The organism is Mesohalobacter halotolerans, from assembly GCF_006120725.1.
Classification (GTDB): Bacteria; Bacteroidota; Bacteroidia; order Flavobacteriales; family Flavobacteriaceae; genus Psychroflexus; species Psychroflexus halotolerans.
In genome coordinates, this window is record NZ_SWMU01000003.1 from 16,083 (window position 1) to 40,560 (window position 24,478).

Consider the following 24,478-nt stretch of genomic DNA (forward strand, 5'->3'; position numbering starts at 1 on the left):
ATTAAAAGCGTCAACGTCGATTTATGGATTATTTTTTTGAAATTCAATATGCCAAATACCTCTGACTTGGTTAACCTCGTAACCGATTGCTCGGTCTTCTGGATATTTAAGCTTTATCGTTTTGTAGGTTTCAGCGTTTATGGTTTTACCAACCTCGCCATGGCATTTAAGACACATAGTATTGGTTACAATAGGGTAGTAAAAATTAAAACTCTCCTTGTTTTTTTCTACAATGGGTTCAGGACTTTCCCCTTGAGCTATCATTTCTTTAAAAGTATTAATATGAGTTTCTTCGTGAGCAGTTGCCAAGTTATTGGGGTTTCTCGGTTTGTCAGATGCACGTTTGATTTTAGCATTAAATTGTTCTTCCTTTTGGGAAGTGATAGGTATAGCTTTAAGGTTGCAAAATTCAACAGCGTCTGCCGGACCTTTTTCATTTATGGCTTTCATGAGGTTTTTACCCAATTCTTTTTTGGTGGCCATAGCGATGTCCAATCCTTTTTGTTTTGGTCCTTTTCTTTTTTGTTGATGAAGTTTTTTGCCTTTCTGTTGAAATGCGTTCATTCCTTCATCTTTGATATGCTCATCAAACCAATCGGGTTTTTCCAGTTTATAGTTATACATATACGAAGCAATGGCTTTGATCTCTGCTTCATTATATTTTTGATAAGGCATTACTCCAAAACGTTTAACAGCGCCTTTCATTTTAGACTTCTCCTCGGTAGGTTTGTTGACAAAGTTTAAAATGGATTGGACAAACTCCTCTTCTGTTGTGTCTTCATCTAAATAATGCATTTTTACGGCTATCATAGGTGGGGCAATCCTATTGTCGTGCTCTGTTTCAGGATTATGACAGGTATAGCATTGGGTTTTCATTGTTTCGAAAGCTTGAGATGCTTCCTTTTCGCTTAATGGGTTTTTTGAATTAAGCGTGTTGTAATCTGACTTTGATGTTTTATCAGATTTACAAGACAAGAGACTTATAGCTAGCAAAAGCATGAGATATTTCATTGGACTTAAATTTTTATAAAAATAAAACATATTCAAGCTGTTTTATGTAACTCAAGTTACACGCTTGTATAACCTGAGTAATATTTTAGTATTTTTGTCAAAAATTTGAAATTATGAGTTTAGAAAAACAAGTGATGGACAAGATGAAAGTGGCTATGAAAGCAAAAGACAGCGTTGCATTATCCTCATTGCGTTCTATTAAAAGTGAAATTTTAAAAGCCAAAACCAGTGGGGATTTTAGTGGTGAAATGACTGAAGCTGAAGAGTTAAAACTCATTCAAAAACTGGTTAAGCAACGCAAGGACTCTGCTCAACTCTACAAAGAGCAAAACCGAGAAGATTTGGCTGAAGAAGAGCTCAATGAAGTTAAAATACTTGAAGATTTTTTACCAGAGCAAATGAGTGAAGAGGCCATTGCTAAAGAAGTCAAAAAAATTATAGAGCAAACTGGTGCTAGCAGTATGAAAGATATGGGAAAAGTGATGGGTATTGCCACTAAACAAATGGCTGGAAAAGCTGAAGGTGCCGTGATATCTAAAATTGTGAAACAGGAGTTGACTTAGATTTAAGACCTTGTACTTAAAAAATAAAATCAGCTTATCTTCTTAAAAGGAATAATTCTTTTTAATTTTGCAAAACTTATCGGCCATGTAGCTCAACTGAATACCTGCCTGCCGGCAGGCAGGGAGCAACAATTTGATATGAAATATTATGTTTATGTTTTGAGAAGTGAAGTAGACGGTAGATTATATAAAGGATATACCAAAGATTTAAATAATAGAATTGAACAACATAACGCTGGAAAAACTAAATCTACAAAAGGATTCAAAACTTGGAAGTTAGTGTATTTTGAAGTGTTTTCAGAAGAAAAAGAAGCAATAGATAGAGAAAAATATTTTAAATCTGGTATAGGTAGGGAATATTTAAAAAACAAAATTAGGCCCTGTAGCTCAACTGAATACCTGCCTGCCGGCAGGCAGGGAGCAACAATTTGATATGAAATATTATGTTTATGTTTTGAGAAGTGAAGTAGACGGTAGATTATATAAAGGATATACCAAAGATTTAAATAATAGAATTGAACAACATAACGCTGGAAAAACTAAATCTACAAAAGGATTCAAAACTTGGAAGTTAGTGTATTTTGAAGTGTTTTCAGAAGAAAAAGAAGCAATAGATAGAGAAAAATATTTTAAATCTGGTATAGGTAGGGAATATTTAAAAAACAAAATTAGGCCCTGTAGCTCAACTGAATAGAGCACTGGATTTCGGCTCCAACGGTTGGGGGTTTGAATCCCTCCAGGGTCACCAAAGCGGAGAACTTGTCAAAATCGACAAGTTCTCCCTTTTTACAATCCTTCATAACCCCAGTTATCATTGAGGTTACAGAAAATAACAAATTTAATTTTGGGGTTAGAACATTGTCATTTGACTTGTCATAACCCATTCCCTCTGGAAACAACAAATATTGCAATTTTACTTTATTAACCAATTTAGTCGAATCCCAAATATCACAAAAATTAGAGCTGAATTTTGTTACTTTTTTTTATCGCTTTTTCAGGGTTAGAACTCGAAAAACCAGAAGCATCAATTTTTTGCTGAATTTCATCATATTCTTCCTCATATTTATACTTGAATTTAGCAAAAATTATTGGTTAAACTCAGTTAAGCCATACTTTGATTACATATACAACCTAATTGGTTTTAACGTATCTTACCAACTCTAATTAACAACATACAAATATTTGGTCGATTTAAACTTCATTTAATACCAAGGGGGCATGACCCCTTGAAGTTGAAGAACGATCCCTTGAAGTTGAGGAATAATTCCTTGAAGTTAAGGCTTGACTGTTATTTTTTTTGATATGTTCTATCCTTAAAAATACCTATCTTTATTAGGATTCTTCTACAATTCTTATTTATCTTGTCTCATTTTTGTTTTTTAAAGCGGTACTCGTGAATCATCATTTAAATTTTGTAATTAAGTTGCTCCTTCTACGATGGCGATTTCTTCATCTGTTAAGCCATACAACTCGTAAACCATTTGGTCGATTGCTTTGTTGGTTTGGTCTATTTTTTCTACACAGGCTGGAACTGTCCATATTCCACTACCTGACTTCAGGGCTACAAGCACATAGTTTTCTTCGTTTGTCTGAGTTGTTGTTTGCCCAAAACCAAAAAAAGGTAGAAAAGCGAAAAGTATCAAGCTCATTAAACGGGTAGAGCATTGATTGTTTTTTGGTAATTTAAAAACAAAATTAAAAGTGCTAAATAATTCGAGGTAGAGTGAAATCATAACAATAATGCTTGTGCTTAAATTTTTAACAAAACTATTGTTTAAAAATATTTTTCAGAATAAAAACAACTCATATTAATCTTATACTCATCTCATATTTTCCTTATGTTTTAGGAACAAACACTTAATTATCAAAAGAATTTAGATAAAAACTTAAATTTTGAGTTGTATCGAGCTTCAATTTTTTTCTAATACTACCTTCACTTAAGCTTTTTAATACCCAGATAACTTCCTGCTATTAAACCTATATAAACCAGCATGTTAATCGGAGCTTCTGGTGCATCATCTACGTTTTCTTCAAAACCAAACGCATCATCTATACCTTGGGCGTTTACCTCGGGCATAAAAACTATTGCTAAAAGCAATACAAATACTATTTTTTTCATCAATCCTGTTTTTTTCATCGGTTTTGATCTTATACTATAGCCTGTTCATTTTAAGTTCTATAAAATGAACAGGCGTATAAATTTCTATTATTATTCCTTTATCAATTCTTGGGTTTGGCTATAGCCGTCTTGGTCTGTGAGTTTTACTAAATACACGCCGGCCTCTAAAGCATTTACGCCTATATGTAAACTTGTATAACTTATGGCCTGGGTTTGGCTAATGACCAATTGCCCTAACATATTATATACCTCTACGGTGGCTTGGCTGCCCAGCGGTAAACTTGTTTGTATATTCACGATATCTTTAGCTGGGTTTGGATAGAGACTAAAGAAGCTGTTTTCTTGTTCATCGATACCCATGGTTTCGTTATCAAACTTCAACGCAAAGCGCAAATTGTTTACCGATTCACTTATGTTGGCATCTACACTAAAGCTGTAAGCTGTGCCATTACTAATTAAAGTTTCTGTCCCTAAGTAGTGATCTACTAAGTACACATCGGTAGCTTCTAAGTTATTTAAATTGGCGCTAAAGCTATAATTCTCATTACGCCAGTTGTTGGTAAACAAAGAAATCTCTTCATCAGTCTCTGGCAAGCTTCTTTTTTGAATAGTAAATAAACTGTTGCCATTAACTGAAGCCAGATTTTCATCCATATTTCCTAGTTTAGATATGTCTAATTGATCTATGTCATTATTACCATCAGGAGAAAAACGTAAACGAATGGCATCGATGACTTCTTGGTCTTCATCATGAAGATTGAATAACAACTGTGGTTGTTGACTTAAGCTTTCAGGTGATTGGCTTAAACTACTTACAGCTTTTTCACTTTCAGTAAATGTTAGTTCTGAATCTGAACCATTCAACTCTATAAAGAAAGCTTGCCCGGGTTCAATAAACTTTGTAGCTGTACTTGATGGTGTTGTTGTGCCATTGCCTGATAATTCATCGATTAAAACAAAGGCGCCTCGATTGTTTACCATTGGATCCCAAACCCAAAGTTTAGTGTTATCTGTGTTGGTATTTGCAGCAAGAACCTCACTTACATCTATCTTACTTTGGTAAGGATTAGCTATAAAAGCATAAGTTGTACTTCCAGCAGTTGCGCTAGGGAAGGTGATGTTTGTATTTCCTACTTCTAAATCGCCAGTTGAGATTAAGGTCGTAGTAGTGGGAGTAGCATCATTATCAGTTAAATCAACAGTTCGGTCACCACGGACCATTAATCGGTAAGGCTTTCCTACTTCTAAATCGGTATTTTTGGTGTTGGTAATCGCTTCCCAACCATTGGTTGCACTAAAACTAAATAAAGAATGAGCTCCAGATTGGGTATAATCAATTCCAGTAGTAGCATTATAATTACCTACTGTTCCTTGCTCTCCCGTAATATGCGTCCCTATTCCTGTGTCATTTACACCGCCATTCTGCCAGTTAGCAAAGATGCTTTCACCATCTACCGGGCTTGCTACCATTCTAAAGGCACGTTTGGCGGGGTAGTATTTTTCAGAAATTACGGTACCTGATGTTTTGGTATAAGTGCCTCCTATTTCCCCAAGATATGAATCGCCATTGGAAGCATCAGATTTGAATACTAAGTCTCCATCGTGCGTAAAATTACCGTCGGAGGCTATGTATTTTCCTGCTTTAATGGTCGCAACACCCTCTAAAGTAAGATTCCCCGTGTTGGTTACGTCAATATTGTCATTAATATTCAATTCATTTCCATATAATTCGACCCCTGCATCACCTGAAATTTCAGTATTGATGGTGATGTCTTTATCGTTTCCAGATTTTCCAATAGTTAATCCTGTGCTTGTGGCGGTTAAGTTGGTAATCGGGTAGCTTACATCTGCTGTAAAAGCAGTTCCTCCAGGAATGTATTTAAACGCTCCAGCTGCGGTTAGTGTTCTAGAGGTACTTAAACCACCTAAAGCGTTATCTGTGTAAAGCGAAATATCGCCATTGTTTGTTGTGGTTAAATTGGCTTCTAAATTTATCGTGCCACCATAAGTGGTAATTGGACCGTTTATGCTTACATCATTATTAAATGTAACTTGACTTGTGTTGGAGGGTTTACCGATATTAAGCCCTTCTATCGTATTGGCTACATTTAAATTGGGAATAGGAAAGCTAAAAGCCTCGCCAAAACTATTACTTGATGGTTCTATTGTTAAAGTTCCTGAAGTGTTAATTGAACTTGCAGAACCATTAGTATCAACAACTAAATGATCACTCCGTAAAAGTACATCAGCACTTCCTGCATCAATTTCAACATTATTATTAAATGTAATTTTACTTATGCTTGTTAAGTAGTTCCCTGCTTCGAAAACAACATCTCCATTTGTAGTTTCAAGTTTATGGTCTGATTCTAGTTCAATAGATTCTTTGGCTCTAAATAATAATGAATTTCCTGTTGAGTTCGTTATATCTGAATTTACTATAATTGTTTTGGCATTAATACTTAACTCTCCATTTATTAAATGATTCTCAAGTACTGAAGCATTTACATTTACTGGGTCAGATGAATCAGAGATTGTACTTATGGCTCGACTACTGATATCAAATCTCCAAGTGCTATTTTCAGTATCTCCGCCTGATGGTACAATTGTTAAATCCCTCAAAGCTAAACGATAAATAGCATAAGATTGATTAGTTACTAAGCCCTCGTTTGAAAGGTCTGAAGTCTCATCGAAACCAAATATGGTATTGTTAGATCCGCCAACTAAGGTGCTTAGTCCTGTACTATCTAGTTCTGTGCCACTAAAAAATTTTGCCTGACCACCTGAACCAAAACTAATAACGGGCGATCCACTTACAATAATATCACCACCACCCATCGAACCAACTGAGGCCGAGCGACCTGCATTTAAGATGATAGCATCAGTAGAAGCAGATGTGGTAGTAATATTTTCCGACACTACAAGGTCTCCATTTTCAGTTTCTATTAAAATTATTCCGTTGGAATATAGGCCATCTGTAGTGTTGTAGCCGATCCCAGTTGAAGTAGCGTTTCGTATAATTATATCACCAAGCGGATTACTTTCATCACCGCCTGAAATAGTTCCAAAATCATTAGCATTATTTTGTAAGTTAAAATCTCCTGAGCCGTTCATGACGAAGTGATTAGTAGTGATAGCAGCACTCTGCCCTACTGTGCCACTAGAAGTTATAGTAAGCTTTCCAGAGGTATTTGCTAAATTGTCGTTAATATTAATGTCTTTACCAAAAATTGAAATAGGCCCATTAATAGTGGTTGGTTCTACAACTTCTATATCTTCTACATTTGAAAGTTTACCTATCGTTAAAGCTGTTACACTAGAAGACAAAGAAACATTTGATATAGGATAGGTAAATTGGTTATCAAAACTATTACTATGAGGCTCTATGTTCACTTCACCTGTAGTTACGATGGCTGATGTGCCATTAGTATTAAATCGATCTGACCTAAGCATTACATTAACATCTGAAGCTGTAATTAAAGTATTATCCAATTGACCAAAATTCAAGTCATATAAATAAATACCTGTAGAATAGCCATCTACAGTAATTTTACCATCGACAGCCAAGATATCAAAATCTCTCAAATAAACACCATAACCAGCACTTGGTGTTTGGCCATCAATCAGCACATCACCGCCGCCTGTAGCCTCAATGATTTTCGAGCCAGTGGAATTGGATATCACACCATAGGAGTGCGCTTCACCAATGATTTCAATCGCTGTTCCAGAGGCTTTGTCTGACACCAAAGAAAAGCCATCAGTGGTACCATTATTGGCTAGCAAAACCGCATCTCCATCGTGCGTAGTTCGGGTTTTTCCATGCAAGGTGATTTTGCCTTGCCCCGAGTTAATGAGCAGGTCGTTGTTTTGCTGTATGCCATAAGTATTGCTTGTGGAATAGGTTCGCCCTCTAATCGTCACATCCCCACCACCTGAATACATTTGTGCGCCATCACCCAGATTAACTCCACGCCAGGTTCGGTCATAGGCAAAGCCATCAGGAATACCGTCATTGGCAGTACCTCCATTTGCTCCATCATCCAAACCTCCTGCCAGTATAATATTTCCACCACCGGCAGCTTGATCAATTGAGCCTCCTGCACTGTTGAACAGGATGGAGTTTTGAGTATAAATCCGACCATCTCCATTGGCATCCCTATCCGCCCAAAATACCAAATCAGCATCGTTGGTTTGAAAGGTGTAGCCATCGCGTGTTTGAATTCCCCTGGCGGTGGTAACCACAATATTTCCACCACTAGTCGCTTCAAAAAGTCCGCTGGTGGTAGCTCCAAAATAGATTCCAACATTATGTGGGGTGTTATTACCATTGATGGTGATGGCATCGCCATCAGCTTTGTCGGAGATGACTGAGACTGAGTTTGATGTACCATCTGCGAACTCAATACCGTAGCCAGAAGCACCATTAGTACGAAGGATTTTGCCATCAAACTCGATAATACCCTCACCAGAATAGATAGTGAGATCACCAATGAATTCAATCCCTCGGATTGAGCTTCTATTGTATTCGTTTGTACTGCCTTTGAAGGTGATATCCCCACCACCAGAATAAACCTCCAAGCCACTCCTAACATAAATACCCTGATCACGGGTGTCATTGCGGGCGTAGCCCGATGGACGGTTATTTCCATCATCTGTCCCCCCTGCAAAAATGATATTCCCACCACCTGTGGCTTGGTCTGTTTGTCCTCCAATCGAATTAAAAATGTTGTTGTCATCTATGTATAAGCGACCACGGTTGGCGCCTGTATTGTTGGGCCACATCACAATATCTCCACCGTTGGTCTGGAAGGTGTAGTCATCTGTGGTCTGAATGCCCTTGGCGGTGGTGACCATTATATTTCCACCGCTTGTAGCTTCAAAGAGTCCGCTGGTGGTAGCTCCAAAATAGATTCCAACATTATGTGGGGTGTTATTACCATTGATGGTGATGGCATCGCCATCAGCTTTGTCGGAGGTGACTGAGACTGAGTTTGATGTACCATCTGCGAACTCAATACCATAGCCTGAAGCACCATTAGTACGAAGGACTTTGCCATCAAACTCGATAATACCCTCACCAGAATAGATAGTGAGATCACCAATGAATTCAATCCCTCGGATTGAGCTTCTATTGTATTCGTTTGTACTTCCTTTGAAGGTGATATCCCCACCACCAGAATAAACTTCCAAACCACTCCTAATGTAAATGCCTTGATCTTTATTATCATTTCTAGCGTAACCTGATGGACGGTTATTTCCATCATCTGTCCCCCCTGCAAAAATGATATCCCCACCACCTGTGGTCTGATCGGTCTGTCCGCCAATGGAATTAAAAATGTTGTTGTCACCTATGTATAAGCGACCACGGTTGGCGCCTGTATTGTTAGGCCACATCACAATATCTCCACCGTTGGTCTGGAAGGTGTAGTCATCAGTAGTCTTAACGTCTCGCTTTGCGGTAACGACAATGTCACCACCACCTGTAGCAAGCAGTTGCATGGTTGCTCCTGCAGTGCCTCTCAGATAAGTACCCAAACTAGCACGACCATCTGAACTTTTTAAAGTGATGGCATTGCCCGTCGATTTGGCAGATACCAAAGATAAATTACTGACCGTGCCACTACCTAATTGGAGTGGCCAATTCCCGTAGCTTTCTCGGTTCTTGGCCTCCATTAAAATAGAGCCAGTACCCGAATTAACAGTTAAATCTCCAGTTTGGAAAATCCCATGACGATTGGTATTTGTGTCGTAAGTTTCTCCTCTTAATATCACATCGCCACCGCCGGAGTGGAGTTTAACGCCAGTATCAAGCTGTATACCATAGGTGCTGGTCGTTTTGGCAAATCCATCAGGAAAGTCATCATTGTTAGTATCTGCACCACCAGCTAAAATGATGTTGCCACCACCAGAAAGATCGGAAGCAATGCTTCCATTTGCAGTGTTAAGCGTGACATCACTACTTAATTTAATGTAACCCGTGGCATTGTTTGATGCAGTCGGATTAGTCCACAAGACGATATCAGCATTATCAGTTTGTAGCTGATTATTCTGACCGAGTGAGATTTCATCTACACTCTTAAAAGTAATTTGACCATTTCCTTTGGTTTCAAATTGATAATCATCGGTCGTTTGTATTTCATGATCTGCCGTCAAAAGAATATCCCCACCACCAGTGGCTAATAATTGCATAGTCGATCCCGAGGTACTACCCAGGTCGATACCGTAGCGACCACCTGTACTTTTTATGGTAATAGCATTGTCTGATGGTTTAGCAGATACCAATGATAAATTACTGACTGTGCCACTACCTAATTGTAGTGGCCAACTCCCGTAGCTTTCTCGGTTCTTGGCCTCCATTAAAATAGAGCCAGTACCCGAATTAACAGTTAAATCTCCAGTTTGGAAAATCCCATGACGATTGTTACTTGTGTCGTAAGTTTCTCCTCTTAATATCACATCGCCACCGCCGGAGTGGAGTTTAACGCCAGTATCAAGCTGTATCCCATAGGTGCTGGTCGTTTTGGCAAATCCGTCAGGTAAACCATCATTGTCAGTGTCTTGACCTCCTGCTAGAATGATATCCCCACCACCAGAAAGATCGGAAGTGGTGCTGCCATTGGCAGTGTTGAGTGTAACACCACTACTTAGCTTAATGTGTCCAGAAATGTTGGATGCGGCTGGATTGGTCCAAAACACTATGTTACCATTATTGGTCTGGAAGGTATAATCATCACTAATTTGAATTTGATATTTCGTAGTGACCAAAATATCCCCACCACCAGTGGCTAATAATTGCATAGTCGATCCCGAGGTACTACCCAGGTCGATACCGTAGCGACCACCTGTACTTTTTATGGTAATAGCATTGTCTGATGGTTTAGCAGATACCAATGATAAATTACTGACTGTGCCACTACCTAATTGTAGTGGCCAACTCCCGTAGCTTTCTCGGTTCTTGGCCTCCATTAAAATAGAGCCAGTACCCGAATTAACAGTTAAATCTCCAGTTTGGAAAATCCCATGACGATTGTTACTTGTGTCGTAAGTTTCTCCTCTTAATATCACATCGCCACCGCCGGAGTGGAGTTTAACGCCAGTATCAAGCTGTATCCCATAGGTGCTGGTCGTTTTGGCAAATCCGTCAGGTAAACCATCATTGTCAGTGTCTTGACCTCCTGCTAGAATGATATCCCCACCACCAGAAAGATCGGAAGTGGTGCTGCCATTGGCAGTGTTGAGTGTAACACCACTACTTAGCTTAATGTGTCCAGAAATGTTGGATGCGGCTGGATTGGTCCAAAATATGATATTACCATTATTGGTAACTAGACTTCTATCTGCTTCAATGTCTATATTATTGTTGACTTTAATTAAAATATCTCCATTATCTGCAGTAGATGTTAAACCACCACCTGCTTGTACATTCATATTATCTCCAATAAAAGATATAGGACCATTTATGATCCAATCATTTGAGATCGTAAAGCCAGTAGTATTTCCTTCTTTACCAAAATTTAATCCCGTCAGCTGACTTATATTATTAATACGAAGACCACTTGCATCAGCCGATCCTGAGAATGTATCATTGGTTATAGTTCCATCAATATCCATCTGATTTCCATAATCAGAAAAAGCCGTTCCATAGGGTTGCAACGTAAAGGCACCAGTACTTTCTATGATCATATATTGATCTGTACTGCTAAGATTATTTGTAGTTAAGGTTATATTGCCTGAGCCACTGTTCAGCATTCGGTTTGCACCCAGTGCTCTTATACTACTTTGCCCTTCTAATATGATATGACCATTGCCACCACTCGTGTTGATATTGGCAGACAAGTTAATTGATTCGTTAGCCTTAATTAATATTTGATTACTCGAAGTACTAACAATAGCCTCATCCAAATTAATTGTACTCGCTTCAACTATAAAATCTCCATCTACTAAGGCAGACTCTATAACCGACGCTTGAATACTCGCAGTCCCTGTAGTGGATAATGTATTATTGGTGATACTCCAATTGGTTCCTGATGTTCCTGTTTCGCCCTCATCACTAATTGTTAAAGTTTGTCCAATAACAAACGAAGAGCATAATAAAAATACGTAGATAAAATTAATTTTCAAAATTGTAGATTTAATTTAACGATTCGCAAACTAAAAAAAATGTGTGAATTCGCATAATTATTTCTTGCAACAACAAAACCTTAACAAATTATAAACAAAAGGATGAATCTTATTTTATTTCACAATCAAAAAGTTATAAAATAAAATAGGTCTAGAATGTTTTAAACTTAATAACCGCTTAAGGACAATTTACTTTTTCACTTTCTTAATTCCTAAATAAGCGCCAATAATTAAAGCTACAGGAATAAGAAAGTTGATAGGCACATCGTTTACATTTTCTTCAAAACCAAATGCATCATCTATACTTTGGCCGTTTACTTCGGGCATAAAAACTATTACTAAAAGCAATACAAATACTATTTTTTTCATCAATCCTGTTTTTTTCATCGGTTTTAATCTTATACTATAGCCTGTTCATTTTAAGTTCTATAAAATGAACAGGCGTATAAATTTCTATTATTATTCCTTTATCAATTCTTGGGTTTGGCTATAGCCGTCTTGACCAGTAAGTTTTACTAAATACACGCCGGCCTCTAAAGCATCTACGCCTATACCTATACTTGTATGACTTATGGTCTGGGTTTGGCTTATCACCAATTGCCCTAACATATTATATACCTCTACGGTGGCTTGGCTACCCAGCGGTAAACTTGTTTGTATGTTCACGATATCTTTGGCTGGGTTTGGATAGAGACTAAACAATTGCTTTTCTTGTTCTTCTACACCCATTGTCTCATTATCAAACCTTAATGCAAAACGTAAACTGCTTACCGATTCACTTATATTGGCATCTACACTAAAGCTGTAAGCTGTGCCATTACTAATTAAAGTTTCTGTCCCTAAGTAGTGATCTACTAAGTACACATCGGTAGCCTCTAAGTTATTTAAATTGGCGCTAAAGCTATAATTCTCATTACGCCAGTTGTTGGTAAACAAAGAAATCTCTTCATCAGTCTCTGGCAAGCTTCTTTTTTGAATAGTAAATAAACTGTTGCCATTAACTGAAGCCAGATTTTCATCCATATTTCCTAGTTTAGATATGTCTAATTGATCTATGTCATTATTACCATCAGGAGAAAAACGTAAACGAATGGCATCGATGACTTCTTGGTCTTCATTATGAAGATTGAATAACAACTGTGGTTGTTGACTTAAGCTTTCAGGTGATTGGCTTAGGTTACTTACATCTTTCACACTCTCAGTAAAAGAAATATTAGAATCTGAACCTGATAACTGAATAAAGAACGCTTGTCCAGGTTCAATGAATTTAGTGGCTGAAGAATTTTCTCCAGCAACAAAAGGTGTTGCCGTTCCATTTCCTGAAGAAAATTGATCAATAGTTACAAAACCACCACGCGTGTTAATCATCGGGTCCCACACCCAAAGTTTAGTATCATCAGCTTTACTGCTATTGGCAGCAAGAACCTCACTCACATCAATCCTCGATTGATAAGGATTCGCAATAAAAGCAAAGGTATTGCTGCCTGCCGTTGCGCTAGGGAAGGTGATGTTTTCAGTTCCTACTTCTAAATCTCCAATAGATTTAAGAATAGTTTCACTAGGTGTTGCTTCGTTATCATTCAAATCAACATTTCGGTCGCCACGAACCATTAATCGGTAAGGTACGCCTACTTCTAAATCGGTAGTTTTGGTATTTGTAACTGCATTCCAACCAGCACTAAAACTGAATAAAGAAGGAGCTCCAGATTGGGTATAATCAATTCCAGTAGTAGCATTATAATTACCTACTGTTCCTTGCTCTCCCGTAATATGCGTGCCAATTCCTGCATCATTTACACCTGCATTTTGCCAGTTATCAAAGATACTTCCACCAGTTACCGAGCTTGATACCATTCTAAAGGCACGTTTAGCAGGGTAGTATTTTTCTGAAATTACGGTGCCTGCTACTTTTGTGTAATTTCCACCTATTTCCCCAAGATACGAATCGCCATTAGCAGCATCAGATTTGAATACTAAGTCTCCATCGTGTGTAAAATTACCTCCTGATGCTATATGTTTTCCTGCTTTAATGGTCGCAACACCATCAAAAATAAGGTTACCCGTGTTGGTTACATTAATATTGTCATTAATGTTCAATTCATTTCCATATAATTCGACTCCTGCATCACCTGAAATTTCAGTATTGATGGTGATGTCTTTGTTATTACCAGGTTTTCCAATGGTTAAACCTGAACTTGTTACGGTTAAGTTGGTAATAGGGTAAGTGACGTCTGAAGCAAAAGCGCTTCCATTAGGAATGTATTTAAATGCTCCAGCTGCAGTTAATGTTCTAGGGGTACTTAAACCTCCCAAGGCGTTATCTGTGTAAAGCGAAATATCGCCGTTGTTTGTTGTGGTTAAATTGGCTTCTAAATTAATTTCATTTTCAGCCATGAGAGCCAATGAATTACCCGAAGAACTACTCACAGCGGCATCGACCGTGATATTGCCCGCTTCAATCGTTAAATCTCCCGTAGCTAAATAATCCTCCACGTCTGAGGCGTTTACATTTACCGGACTATCAATAGTTGTTAAAATACCATTATCAAATGCCCATGTGGAATTAATGGCATCGCCACCCGAAGCGACAATGGTAAAGTCTCCAGTGCCTTCGGCCACCCTCAACAATGCATACTTACCAGTATTGCCTAAAGCAGGGTTGATGCTGTTTAAGTCTGAAGTTGCATCTATTGACGTACGGGAATTTGCTATACCACCTATTTCATCAATAAGCCCTGTACTGTTTACTTTATTTCCTGAATAGAATAGGGCACGCGCGTCAGATTCTATATTTACTTCACCAGTGTTGGTGATTTTAATGTGGCCATCGCCAGTTTCTCCAGCTACTTCGTCTCGATCAGCGTACAGTCGAACCGCAGTCGAACCGGAAAGAGTAGATGATAGTGGTGCATTAAGCGTTAAATCACCTGATTCGGTATAGACACGTGTGAATCCTGAAGTGCTCACACCATTTACACCAGCTATAGTCTCAATAGACAATGCCTTAGTGTTATTAACAAATAACCAATCAGCACCATCACTCGCCAGTTTATTGACAGAAACATCACCTACAAAATTTACAGATGAATTAAAACCTACATAAGCACGATGAAAATTACGAATAAGCAATTCATCTGCTATCAAATTAGCATTCGCTAACAGTTCAAGCGTACCCTCTGTATTATAAGCCCCTGCGGATGAAAGTAAAATTTGGTCATTAACAGCTTCTAACTTCGCATCAATATCTATATCATAACTGTAAATATGTATTGGTCCGTTTATGGAATGGTCTCTACCGATGGTCGTTTTGGTATCATCACTTCCTGGTTTACCAATGGTTAAGCCCGTAGCCGTACTTTCCACATTTACATTGGCCGTGTTTATATTCGCCTCAAAACTAGCACCAACAGGTCGGATGCTTAGCGTTCCACTTGTGTTAAATCGTGTAGGTTGCTCATCAAAAGTGATACGGTCGGCTTCGATGATAATATCTGAGCTACTACTAGCTACTTCTGAGCCATCAGCACCAAAAAGGATAGTGTTGGCTGCATTAGGTCGAAGGTAGAGGCCGTTATAATTCCCAGTCAAGTCGGCAGCTTGTATATCACGAACGGTTATGGTTCCTGAAGAAGATAATAGCTGCATATTCTGCCCGTCTAAAGCCAATCCTCTAGAATTGCTACTGACTGCACCACCAGTCATGGTCATGGTAATATTGCCTGCATCGGTAATAATTCTTGCATCATCTGCTTGCATTCCCCAAGCAGTTTGAGTGGTGTTACCGCTATTGGTTGCATCACCAGTTAAGCTAATTTCTCCTGCTCCAGAGGTCATAAGATCAGCTGACATTAATCTTATAGAGCGTTCCGAATTTCCGGCTGTACCACCAGTTGCATAATTGGCCGTCAAAATTATGTTTCCGCCGTTGGCATTAACAAGAGCACGATTAGCACCACTTCCATCTAGCGATATTAGATCTTCTTCTGCTGCAGTGGAAACAAAATTTACCGCTGTATAGCTGATATCTGCACCAGATGTTGTGACATCAATACCATTTACTTGAAAAATGCGCTGGCCGGTTATACTAATTCCAGAGCCAGATGTGGCTGTTGATGTTAGATTTTCTTTCACCGTGATAACGCTTCCAAAGACTGAGATCGGTCCAGATATAAGTATAGGCGAATCTATAGCAATACCGCTCGTACTTCCAGCACGGCCGAGGGTTAACCCGCCCAATGACGCGATCGAGTTAATCTGTAACCAAGCAGACTCTGGCACTCCGCTTGCACCAACAAAATTCCCTGAACTGACAGCACCATCAAAATTAAAGAAAGTGCCCACTACAAAACTTGAGGGCCAAGCGGTGGAAGACGGTTCTAAAGTAAAGGTACCTGTTGTCTCAATTATCAAACGATTAGGCGTGTTAACTCCACTTTCAACCTCATCAGTTGTTAACGTAATGTTCCCCGAGCCAGCGTTTAAAATGCGGTGAGCACCTAAGGCATCAATCAGCGTGGGCGCTTGCAGCAAGATATTTCCGTTTGCCATACTTGTATTCAAGTCGGCGCCAAGGTCGATTTGTTTACCAAAGATTTCGATATCACCACCAGCAGAAATATCGTTACCACTACCCGCGGCAATCCTGACCTGCTCCGTTGAACCAGCGCTGTTGACCGTCAGTGAACTGCTGAAGGTTTGCGCCCCAGTGGTCACCAAGCCATTACCTATTACGGTCGTGGCGCTTGAGGTCACATTCAGAGAAGCCAGCTCTTTAGCCGTACCCACACCACCACCAAAGTAAACATCACCCGAACCAGCATTAATAACAACCGGCGATGGGGCAAGATTGCTTTCACTTACATATCCCTTAATTGTGAATTCTCCACTACCACCAGTATCCTTAAGGTCATTCCAAAAGCCCTCTGCACCAAAAAACTGCCCAAAAGACTCGCCACTAGTGCCTGTACCGTTAGGCTCACCACTCATAAAATTAGAGTAATAACCTGCAACGGTGCTACCGTTGCTCTGCGTGTAGAAATGTTGATTTGCTTCTGGTCCGTCAGCCCAGTACCAAAAGGTATCGTTACTTCCTATATTTGTATTTCGGTCGCGATAGGCTCCAATCCAGGCAGATTGATAGTTTGCAGTGAGACCTGCGATTGAGTTTTCGAGTCGCGATGTAATGGTGACCAAGTAGCTATCATTTAAAGTACTACCACCACCAGTACCGTTTTTTGCATCAACGCGTGCACTAGTCCATCTGTAATTATCAACAGTGGATGTAAATGAATATTGGTTGCCCGAATTCAGCAAGCCGTGCAGGGTAACATTGCCATTACCACTATCTATTGTTAAGCCATTTGTATTGGCAACAATTGTTTCGCCATAGATATTCACTGCGCCACCACTCGTAGTTAAGGTTTGTACTGACGTGGATCTCTGAAAGAAAACGTCTCCACCAACTAATATAGTCTCACCACCAACACTAGCTGTTTGACCATTTTCACCAAACGTCAGATGGCCACCATTGGTATCGATGCTTTCACTTTCAATGTAAACAATGCCGTCTGCATCTTGATCTGTATCAGCCCAAAATTGAGCGTTTAGAGCGGCAGTGGTAGACGTTACATCTGCCTCAGTACCTAAGCGAATATGACGCCCAGATTTAATGGTGAGCGTGCCTGCTGCCGCAGTGAAAGTGAGGGACTCGTTTAGCAACACATCGTTTGTGGCTTCAAGCGTGAAGTTATTTGAACTTGAGGTACTCACAGTGGCATCAACTGTGATATTGACTGCTTCAATCGTTAAATCACCACTGGTTAAGTAGCTCTCTACATCGGATGCGTTGATAGAGACATCTTGTGTGGCAGCGATGATGCCATTTACTGCGGACCAGCCTGAATCTTCATCCGCACCACCTGAGGCCACAATGGTGATGTCATTGCAACCCTTCCCCGTAACACTAGCTGCAGCTGATTTATTTGAACCATAAACTGCACGTACTAGAAAAGTATAGGTACTACATACATCACCCGGAGCTACTGTAGTGGTATTAGATGTAGAGCCTGTTGCAGTCCAACTGCTTCCATTGTCTGTTGAGTACTCGTAACCGGTAAGGCCTGTTGCATTATTAGGAGCCGTCCAACTTAAATCAAAATCTGATGTACGAGGAGCAATTTTTAGATTTGAAGGCGGGGCCAGATAACGAATTAAAACCACACCATCTTTTCCTGGTGCAGAGGTACCGCCACCACCAGTGTTAGCACCGACAGAGCCGAGACCAGGCGATCCAACCAAATCTCTTTTAGTCAATTGGTTGAGGTTTAATCCTGATGAATTATAATTAGCTCTGGCACCTCCACCACCAGCGAAATATACTTCTGTTCCATCAACTTGACCAATTCCAAGTTCGTTGGCGCTCGTCGCAGATAATAGCGTAGATGCTTTACCTTTACCTCCTGCACCTGGCACGAATCCTGCTGTTCCGTTAGCACTGGTTAAGGTGATTACTGAACCATCACTTGATATAACACCATTTTGAAATTCTCCATTACCAACCCAGGCAACATCTCGCCCGGGCTCTCCGGCTCCTCCGCCACCAGCGCCAATCCAAAAACTTCTACCTGTATTATCACCAAATACAAAAAAGATACTTTGTGAGTCTCCACCCTTATTTCTAAATAAGTTGGATCCTGCTGTTCCTGCATCTCCGCCAAGACCACCCCGATCATCGGAGCCTAAGTTGGTAATCTCTGATCCCGAGCCACCATCTGATCTACCATTCCAATTATGTTTTGGAGAAGCCATGCCGCCTCCGCCAGAACCACCTTCACCGTTTGTGAAAGAAGATTTATAGACCGGTCGGTTAGACATGTCTGAACTACCTAAATTATATTGCTCTGTAGCCGTTCCACCACCACCGCCGTAGGCTGTGATGCCATTAAATGTGGTATGTCCACCATTACTGCCAGCTGAAGTAGAATTACCAGAAGCACCTCCAGCACCAATAGTGTAGTTAATGGATGCTCCTGGGGTGACAGACACATCAGTTGCTTCATAAAAAGCACCTGCGCCACCACCGCCTCGATTTCCGTAACCACCTCCACCACCAACGATAAGGTAGTCTATTTTTTCTACACCGGCCGGGACTGTCCAGGTACTGTTAGTGCCTGACTTCAGGGCAACAAGTACGTAATTATCTTCGTTCGTTTGGGTTGTTGCTTGTCCAAAGCCAAAAAAAGGTAGAAAAGCAAAAAGTATCAGGTTCATAAAAAGATTGGAACGCTGATTGTTTTTTGTTAATTTAAAAGCACAATTTAGAGTGCTAATTAATTTTAAGTAAAGTGAAATCATAACGATAAACTTGAAGTTTAAATTTTTAAACAAAAGTATTACCTAAGGTTATTTTTCAGAATAAAAATAGCTCATATTAATCTCATACTCATCTCATAATTTTCTCATGTTTTAGGAACAAACACTTAATTATCAAAACTATTTAGATAAACACTCAAATTTTGATCTGGTTCCAACTGCATTTTTTTTCTTATACTACTTCTTATATTGTCTATAGAACCTCTAGATCGGCTAGTAAGGTTTGAAATTTCTTTAGAATTCATATTTAATTTTAATAAAGCACAGATTCGTAATTCGTTAGTAGTAAGCTCTGGGTACTTTTCTATTAGATTATCAAAAAAAGATTTGTGTGTTTCTTTAAAGTAGATATCAAATTCATTCCAGTTGAAGTGGTTGTTTTCATAGTCTATTGATTTTAAATATTTTTTTATTTTTTCTCTGTTTGAGTTATTATTAATTAACTGATTTATTTCTTGAACATATTTTTTTCTTGCTTCTTTATATTGGTTATGTTTTAGTACCATGGCTAAAACTTCTTTGTTCTTTAGTTCAACTTGTTGAGATAAGACTTTATTTTTAAGTGTTTTTTTTCTTATATTTAATTTGAATACAAAGTAGGAGAGTGTTAAAATTAGCATCAAGAAAAAGATTAATATCAACAAGTAAACCTGCCTTGTCTGTTTGTCTTTAATGGAATTTTCTAAAATTTCAATTTCTTTTAGCTTTTGCTTTTCGAAGCTTTCTAGCTCGATGTTTTTAATTTTATAAAGACTTTCTCTACTATAAGCACTGTCGATTAATTTTATATAATATTTATAATCTACCAATGCTGATTCAGTATCATTAAACTGTTCATAAATAAGACTTCGATTTTTATAAAATTCAGTTTTTAAATCTGGTGCGCTTTTATTCACAAAATCCACATCTATTTTGTTGATTATTTTATAGGCTTCTTTGTAGTCTCCTTTTTGGATGTAAAGATTACTCAGGTTAACTTTGTTAATAATGATGCCTATCTTTAATTCATGTTTTTTACAAATTTGGAGAGACATATCGATATAATCTTCAGCCTTTACAAAATTCTTTTTTCGAACTTCGAGGTTACCAAGGTTGCTAAAAACCTGAGCGCTTAAAAAATCATTATCATTTGCCTTAGCAATGGCAAGACTTTTTAAATAATGAAACCCTGCTTTATCTAAAGAATCTTGCTCTTTGTAACATACAGCAAGGTTGATATGATCTTCTGCTCTATATATAGTATTTGTATCTTTTTCATGATTAAGCAATTTTTTAAAATAGAATTTTGCTTTTTCAAAATTCTGAATTTTAAGGTAGGCTACACCCAGGCTTTTTGATATACTGAGTAATTTTGTTTCACTCATTTTCCGTTGGTCATCTAGAAGCTCTAGATAGATTTTTATAGACTCCACATGATTGCCTCGATTAGTTAGAAGGTCAGCTTTAAGGTTTTTATAAGATAACTCCTGCTGGAACGTTGAAAACGTTTTTACTTTATCTAAATAGAAACTTACACTATCGTAGAGACCAAGAGCATTGAAGTTGGACGCTTTTAATAGATGCAAAGTATTTATTTTAGAAGATGGGTAGGGGTAATGCTTTAAAGCAAAATTTAAAACTTCAATAGATTTTTTGTAATTTTTTTTGAATTTTAGCTGCTTAGAAATCTCAAGCAGTCTTTCAAATTGTTCAGAAGGGCTCATTTTTTTATACGCCATATAATAAGCCTCTTCTTGGTTTGGATTTAAATTGGAGCTGTTAATTTGTTTCTGAGTAAGTATATAATTGGCTATGCTATCTATATTAAGTTTCTTGATTTGCGAGAAGCAAATTTGAAAGTAAAAGAACAGTATAATAACCAGTATGTTTTTCATTAAATGATTGATTAATTTTACTTAATAGTGTAAAAGTAATTACAAATGTTATAACTATTAAAACAATCTACTAAAAACATAACAAATTATATGTAGCCTTGTATTACTTTTTTATTAAGAGTTTTAGACGTTGAATCAAATGATTGTAGATATAAATTTAAAGGTGCAAAAATTAACTATGAGGCAAAACCTATTAAAACCTTATTAATAATCAAGCTCACCTGGTTTACGTTCAAAATAAATATCTAATAAGTTATTAGCCTCTTCAAAACTTTCTATTTTACCTTCTAAACTTTTAATTGATGCCTCATCATTTCGGTAATATCTATTACCTCACTACGGTTTGGACATATTACAGTTACATCCTTTGATTTTTCTAAAACTCTTGCTTCTGCAAGCTTACACTTCATTGACTATTTTTTTTGGGTGCAATTCAAAACGCTCTGCTAGTTCCAATAAACTATAACGCTCTTTTAAAGCCTTTAAGACTACTTTTGACTTAAATTCTGATGTGAACCTGCCCGCCGGGATAGGCGGGTTTTCTTCTTTATTTTTTCATATAATATATCGTTTAAAGTTATTAAAATTTTCAATTTAAACAATTGTCCGAATTTGTCGAGGTATTATATACTTCGGAATATATTTTATCTTGCATTTATTAAAATCACGTATCAAACAGTATAACTTACTCAATGTCAAGCTCTAAGTTAGTATTATTGCTGTTTTGGTTTACAACAAGCTTAAAACCATTGTTTTTTAGTTTAGACAAACGTCAAAAGCCATAAGCTTTTGTAAGTTTTACAACCAAAGATTCCGCTAATGCTTTTAAGAATTAAATGGATATGATTATCTTGTGATCTAATACACTTAATCTTATGAAAAATCAAATACTACTTTATCTCTGTTGTATTATTTTTGCAAGCTCTTGTAAAAACACAAATGAATTGCAAACCTCAACTCAAGTTCCAAAAGCACCCAAAAAAGACACTACACTCATCAAACACGGGGATAAACGCATTGATCCCTATTATTGGTTAAACGAACGCGAAAACCCAGAAGTGATTCAATACCTTGAAGCAGAAAATGCATATTACAAAACTAAAGCTTCTGAACTCAAACCATTACAGGATAGTTTGTTTAGCGAAATAAAATCTAAAATTAAAGAAGACGATGAAAGTGTGCCTTATAAATTTAATGGCTATTGGTACATTACAAAATATGAGACGGGTCAAGATTATCCCATTTATACAAGAAAAAAAGAGACTTTAAATGCTGAGGAGGAAGTGCTTTTTAATGTCAATCAATTGGCTAAAGGACATTCTTACTACAACCTAGGTGGCTTAAATGTGAGTCCAAATAATCAAATTGCAGCTTATGCTATAGATACCGTCGGACGAAGACAATATACCATAAAATTTAAAAATTTAAAAACCCGTGAAATTTTATCAGATGAAATTAAAAATGTCACGGGTAGTAGTGCATGGGCTAATGATAACAAGACCGTATTTTATACTAGAAAACATCCTCAAACTTTAAGGTCTTATCAAATATACAAGCACCAGCTTGGGACTTCGCCCGAGAATGATGTTCTCATTTATGAAGAAACAGACGAAACGTTTAATACTTATGTCTATAAAAGTAAGTCTCAACAATACATCATTATAGGCTCAAGTAGTACTACAACCGATGATTACCGCATATTGAATGCAGATAAACCTGATGGCAAGTTTATAAACTTTACACCCAGACAAAGCGGATTAGAGTATAATATAGCACATTTTGATGATGCCTTTTACATTTTAACCAATCATGATAAAGCCACTAACTTTAAGTTGATGAAAACCCCTGTTGATGATACATCATTAGATCACTGGACAACCGAAATTCCACATCGTGACAATGTATTGTTAGAAAATATCGATATTTTTAAAAAATACTTGGTGACTACTGAACGTCATAACGGGTTAAGCAAACTCCATGTGATGTCTTGGAATGAACAAACCGACTATTTTATTCCATTTGAGAGTGAAACTTATACGGTTGGCACTAGTGCTAATTTAGAGTTTGACACAGATAAATTAAGGTTTACCTTTACGTCATTGAACGTTCCGCCTTCAGTGATGCGTTATGATATGACAAACAAGCAGTTAACCATTTTAAAACAAAAAACTGTACAAGACCCCAATTTTAATCAAAACGATTATGAAACTAAGCGACTTTGGGCAACCGCAGATGATGGCACAAAAATTCCAATCTCTATTATTTATAAAAAAGGCTTGCAACGCGATGGTCAAAATCCATTACTTCAATATGGCTATGGCAGTTATGGTGCAACCATAGATCCTTATTTTTCTTATAGCCGATTGTCTTTACTAGATCGTGGATTTGTGTTTGCTTTGGCACATATTCGCGGTGGTGAATATTTAGGCAGAGAATGGTATGAAGATGGTAAGCTATTTAATAAAAAGAACACGTTTACAGATTTTATTGCTGTTTCAAAACACTTAATTAAAGAAAATTATACCTCACCCGAACATTTATATGCTATGGGTGGCTCAGCCGGTGGATTACTAATGGGTGCGGTAGCTAATATGGCTCCAGAATTATACAACGGTATTGTAGCCCAAGTCCCTTTTGTGGATGTCGTCACAACAATGCTGGACGAAAGTATCCCATTGACAACTGGCGAATACGATGAATGGGGTAATCCTAATACAAAAGAGTATTATGAGTATATCAAATCCTACTCACCATATGATAATGTGCAAAAACAAGATTATCCCAACATGTTTATTACAACGGGCTTACACGACTCGCAAGTGCAATATTGGGAGCCTGCAAAATGGGTCGCCAAACTTCGAGATCTAAAAACCGATAACAATGTATTGTGGTTTCATACCAATATGGAAGCCGGACATAGTGGTGCTTCAGGGCGTTTTGAAAGTTTAAAAGAAACGGCTAGAGATTATGCTTTTCTTTTGTATTTAGAACGTATAACAGATTAGATTATTCAGCCTGCCATGCTTTAGAAGTGCGGTAAACCACACCTTTAAAAATAGCAACGATTTTATCTTGACAAGTGATGTTGACGTAATTAAAACCCAGTTTATTTTTATTGATATCCAATTGAGTTTCGGCAATGATATAGTCTCCCTCGTGCAAAGCTTCAATGTGATTAATAGAAGTTTCAATAGAAACTGAAAATCGTCCGTGGGTGTTAGAAGCAAAACCAAAGGCCGTATCGGCCAAAGCGTAAGTTATGCCTCCGTGAGCTTTTTGCATAGAATTGAGCATTTCTTGTCGAATACGCAATCCTAATTTGCAATAGCCTAATTTGACGTCTAAAATTTCAACACCTAGCCATTGTGAAAAAGGATCTAAAGACAACATTTTTTTCGGAATTTCCGTGGACATAGTTTTAA

The 24,478-nt window shown here is 37.8% G+C and carries 13 protein-coding genes and 1 tRNA gene; 5 read left to right on the forward strand and 9 right to left on the reverse strand.

Going from position 1 to position 24,478, the window contains the following annotated elements; translation table 11 throughout:
- Window positions 1–21: 21 nt before the first annotated feature.
- Window positions 22–1,011: a Tll0287-like domain-containing protein gene (locus tag FCN74_RS07370; protein WP_171047139.1), complete on the reverse strand. Its 990-nt coding sequence runs from the start codon at window positions 1,009–1,011 to the stop codon at window positions 22–24.
- Between the two features lie 113 nt (window positions 1,012–1,124).
- Between FCN74_RS07370 and FCN74_RS07375 the strand changes: the two genes are divergently transcribed.
- The 4 genes from FCN74_RS07375 (at window position 1,125) to FCN74_RS07390 (ending at window position 2,322) form a co-directional block, all read left to right on the forward strand.
- The gene (locus FCN74_RS07375; RefSeq protein WP_138931962.1) at window positions 1,125–1,574 is read left to right on the forward strand and encodes a GatB/YqeY domain-containing protein; all 450 of its coding nucleotides are present in this window, start codon (window positions 1,125–1,127) and stop codon (window positions 1,572–1,574) included.
- Window positions 1,575–1,712: 138 nt separating this feature from the next.
- On the forward strand, window positions 1,713–2,006 hold the full coding sequence (locus FCN74_RS07380; protein ID WP_138931963.1) for a GIY-YIG nuclease family protein: 294 nt from the start codon (window positions 1,713–1,715) through the stop codon (window positions 2,004–2,006).
- A 1-nt stretch (window position 2,007) separates the two neighbouring features.
- Window positions 2,008–2,268, forward strand: a complete 261-nt coding sequence (locus tag FCN74_RS07385) for a GIY-YIG nuclease family protein (protein ID WP_138931964.1) — start codon at window positions 2,008–2,010, stop codon at window positions 2,266–2,268.
- Window positions 2,246–2,322 (forward strand) — tRNA-Arg (locus tag FCN74_RS07390). Before FCN74_RS07385 ends, FCN74_RS07390 begins: the two co-directional genes overlap by 23 nt.
- Before the next feature lie 670 nt (window positions 2,323–2,992).
- Here the strand turns inward: FCN74_RS07390 and FCN74_RS12125 are convergent.
- The 7 genes from FCN74_RS12125 to FCN74_RS12290 form a co-directional block, all read right to left on the reverse strand.
- Entirely contained in the window at window positions 2,993–3,223 is a 231-nt protein-coding gene (locus FCN74_RS12125; protein WP_212751767.1) for a hypothetical protein, read from the reverse strand.
- 284 nt (window positions 3,224–3,507) lie between these two features.
- Complete coding sequence (locus FCN74_RS07400) at window positions 3,508–3,711, reverse strand: hypothetical protein (RefSeq protein ID WP_138931965.1); 204 nt, start codon at window positions 3,709–3,711, stop codon at window positions 3,508–3,510.
- A 72-nt stretch (window positions 3,712–3,783) separates the two neighbouring features.
- Window positions 3,784–11,811 carry a T9SS type A sorting domain-containing protein gene (locus FCN74_RS07405; protein WP_138931966.1) on the reverse strand — a complete coding sequence of 2,676 codons (8,028 nt, stop codon included), beginning with the start codon at window positions 11,809–11,811 and terminating at the stop codon, window positions 3,784–3,786.
- A 189-nt stretch (window positions 11,812–12,000) separates the two neighbouring features.
- Complete coding sequence (locus FCN74_RS07410; protein ID WP_138931967.1) at window positions 12,001–12,198, reverse strand: hypothetical protein; 198 nt, start codon at window positions 12,196–12,198, stop codon at window positions 12,001–12,003.
- A gap of 72 nt (window positions 12,199–12,270) precedes the next feature.
- Window positions 12,271–19,080: a T9SS type A sorting domain-containing protein gene (locus tag FCN74_RS07415; RefSeq protein WP_171047140.1), complete on the reverse strand. Its 6,810-nt coding sequence runs from the start codon at window positions 19,078–19,080 to the stop codon at window positions 12,271–12,273.
- Between the two features lie 209 nt (window positions 19,081–19,289).
- Window positions 19,290–21,056: a tetratricopeptide repeat protein gene (locus tag FCN74_RS07420; RefSeq protein WP_138931969.1), complete on the reverse strand. Its 1,767-nt coding sequence runs from the start codon at window positions 21,054–21,056 to the stop codon at window positions 19,290–19,292.
- 287 nt (window positions 21,057–21,343) lie between these two features.
- On the reverse strand, window positions 21,344–21,466 hold the full coding sequence (locus FCN74_RS12290) for a hypothetical protein (protein ID WP_262710028.1): 123 nt from the start codon (window positions 21,464–21,466) through the stop codon (window positions 21,344–21,346).
- A 465-nt stretch (window positions 21,467–21,931) separates the two neighbouring features.
- Here FCN74_RS12290 and FCN74_RS07425 point away from each other — a divergent pair, with 465 nt between their 5' ends.
- The gene (locus tag FCN74_RS07425) at window positions 21,932–24,061 is read left to right on the forward strand and encodes a S9 family peptidase (protein WP_138931970.1); all 2,130 of its coding nucleotides are present in this window, start codon (window positions 21,932–21,934) and stop codon (window positions 24,059–24,061) included.
- Between the two features lies 1 nt (window position 24,062).
- Here FCN74_RS07425 and FCN74_RS07430 read toward each other — a convergent pair whose 3' ends face one another.
- Window positions 24,063–24,470 carry a PaaI family thioesterase gene (locus FCN74_RS07430; protein ID WP_138931971.1) on the reverse strand — a complete coding sequence of 136 codons (408 nt, stop codon included), beginning with the start codon at window positions 24,468–24,470 and terminating at the stop codon, window positions 24,063–24,065.
- Window positions 24,471–24,478: the final 8 nt, after the last annotated feature.

What these genes read in the sequence shown, in the direction of transcription:
- FCN74_RS07370 (WP_171047139.1), bottom strand. Translation starts at nt 1,011, where the DNA reads ATGAAATATCTCATGCTTTTGCTAGCTATAAGTCTCTTGTCTTGTAAA.
- FCN74_RS07375 (WP_138931962.1), top strand. Translation starts at nt 1,125, where the DNA reads ATGAGTTTAGAAAAACAAGTGATGGACAAGATGAAAGTGGCTATGAAA.
- FCN74_RS07380 (WP_138931963.1), top strand. Translation starts at nt 1,713, where the DNA reads ATGAAATATTATGTTTATGTTTTGAGAAGTGAAGTAGACGGTAGATTA.
- FCN74_RS07385 (WP_138931964.1), top strand. Translation starts at nt 2,008, where the DNA reads ATGAAATATTATGTTTATGTTTTGAGAAGTGAAGTAGACGGTAGATTA.
- FCN74_RS12125 (WP_212751767.1), bottom strand. Translation starts at nt 3,223, where the DNA reads ATGAGCTTGATACTTTTCGCTTTTCTACCTTTTTTTGGTTTTGGGCAA.
- FCN74_RS07400 (WP_138931965.1), bottom strand. Translation starts at nt 3,711, where the DNA reads ATGAAAAAAACAGGATTGATGAAAAAAATAGTATTTGTATTGCTTTTA.
- FCN74_RS07410 (WP_138931967.1), bottom strand. Translation starts at nt 12,198, where the DNA reads ATGAAAAAAACAGGATTGATGAAAAAAATAGTATTTGTATTGCTTTTA.
- FCN74_RS07415 (WP_171047140.1), bottom strand. Translation starts at nt 19,080, where the DNA reads ATGAACCTGATACTTTTTGCTTTTCTACCTTTTTTTGGCTTTGGACAA.
- FCN74_RS07420 (WP_138931969.1), bottom strand. Translation starts at nt 21,056, where the DNA reads ATGAAAAACATACTGGTTATTATACTGTTCTTTTACTTTCAAATTTGC.
- FCN74_RS12290 (WP_262710028.1), bottom strand. Translation starts at nt 21,466, where the DNA reads ATGAAGTGTAAGCTTGCAGAAGCAAGAGTTTTAGAAAAATCAAAGGAT.
- FCN74_RS07425 (WP_138931970.1), top strand. Translation starts at nt 21,932, where the DNA reads ATGAAAAATCAAATACTACTTTATCTCTGTTGTATTATTTTTGCAAGC.
- FCN74_RS07430 (WP_138931971.1), bottom strand. Translation starts at nt 24,470, where the DNA reads ATGTCCACGGAAATTCCGAAAAAAATGTTGTCTTTAGATCCTTTTTCA.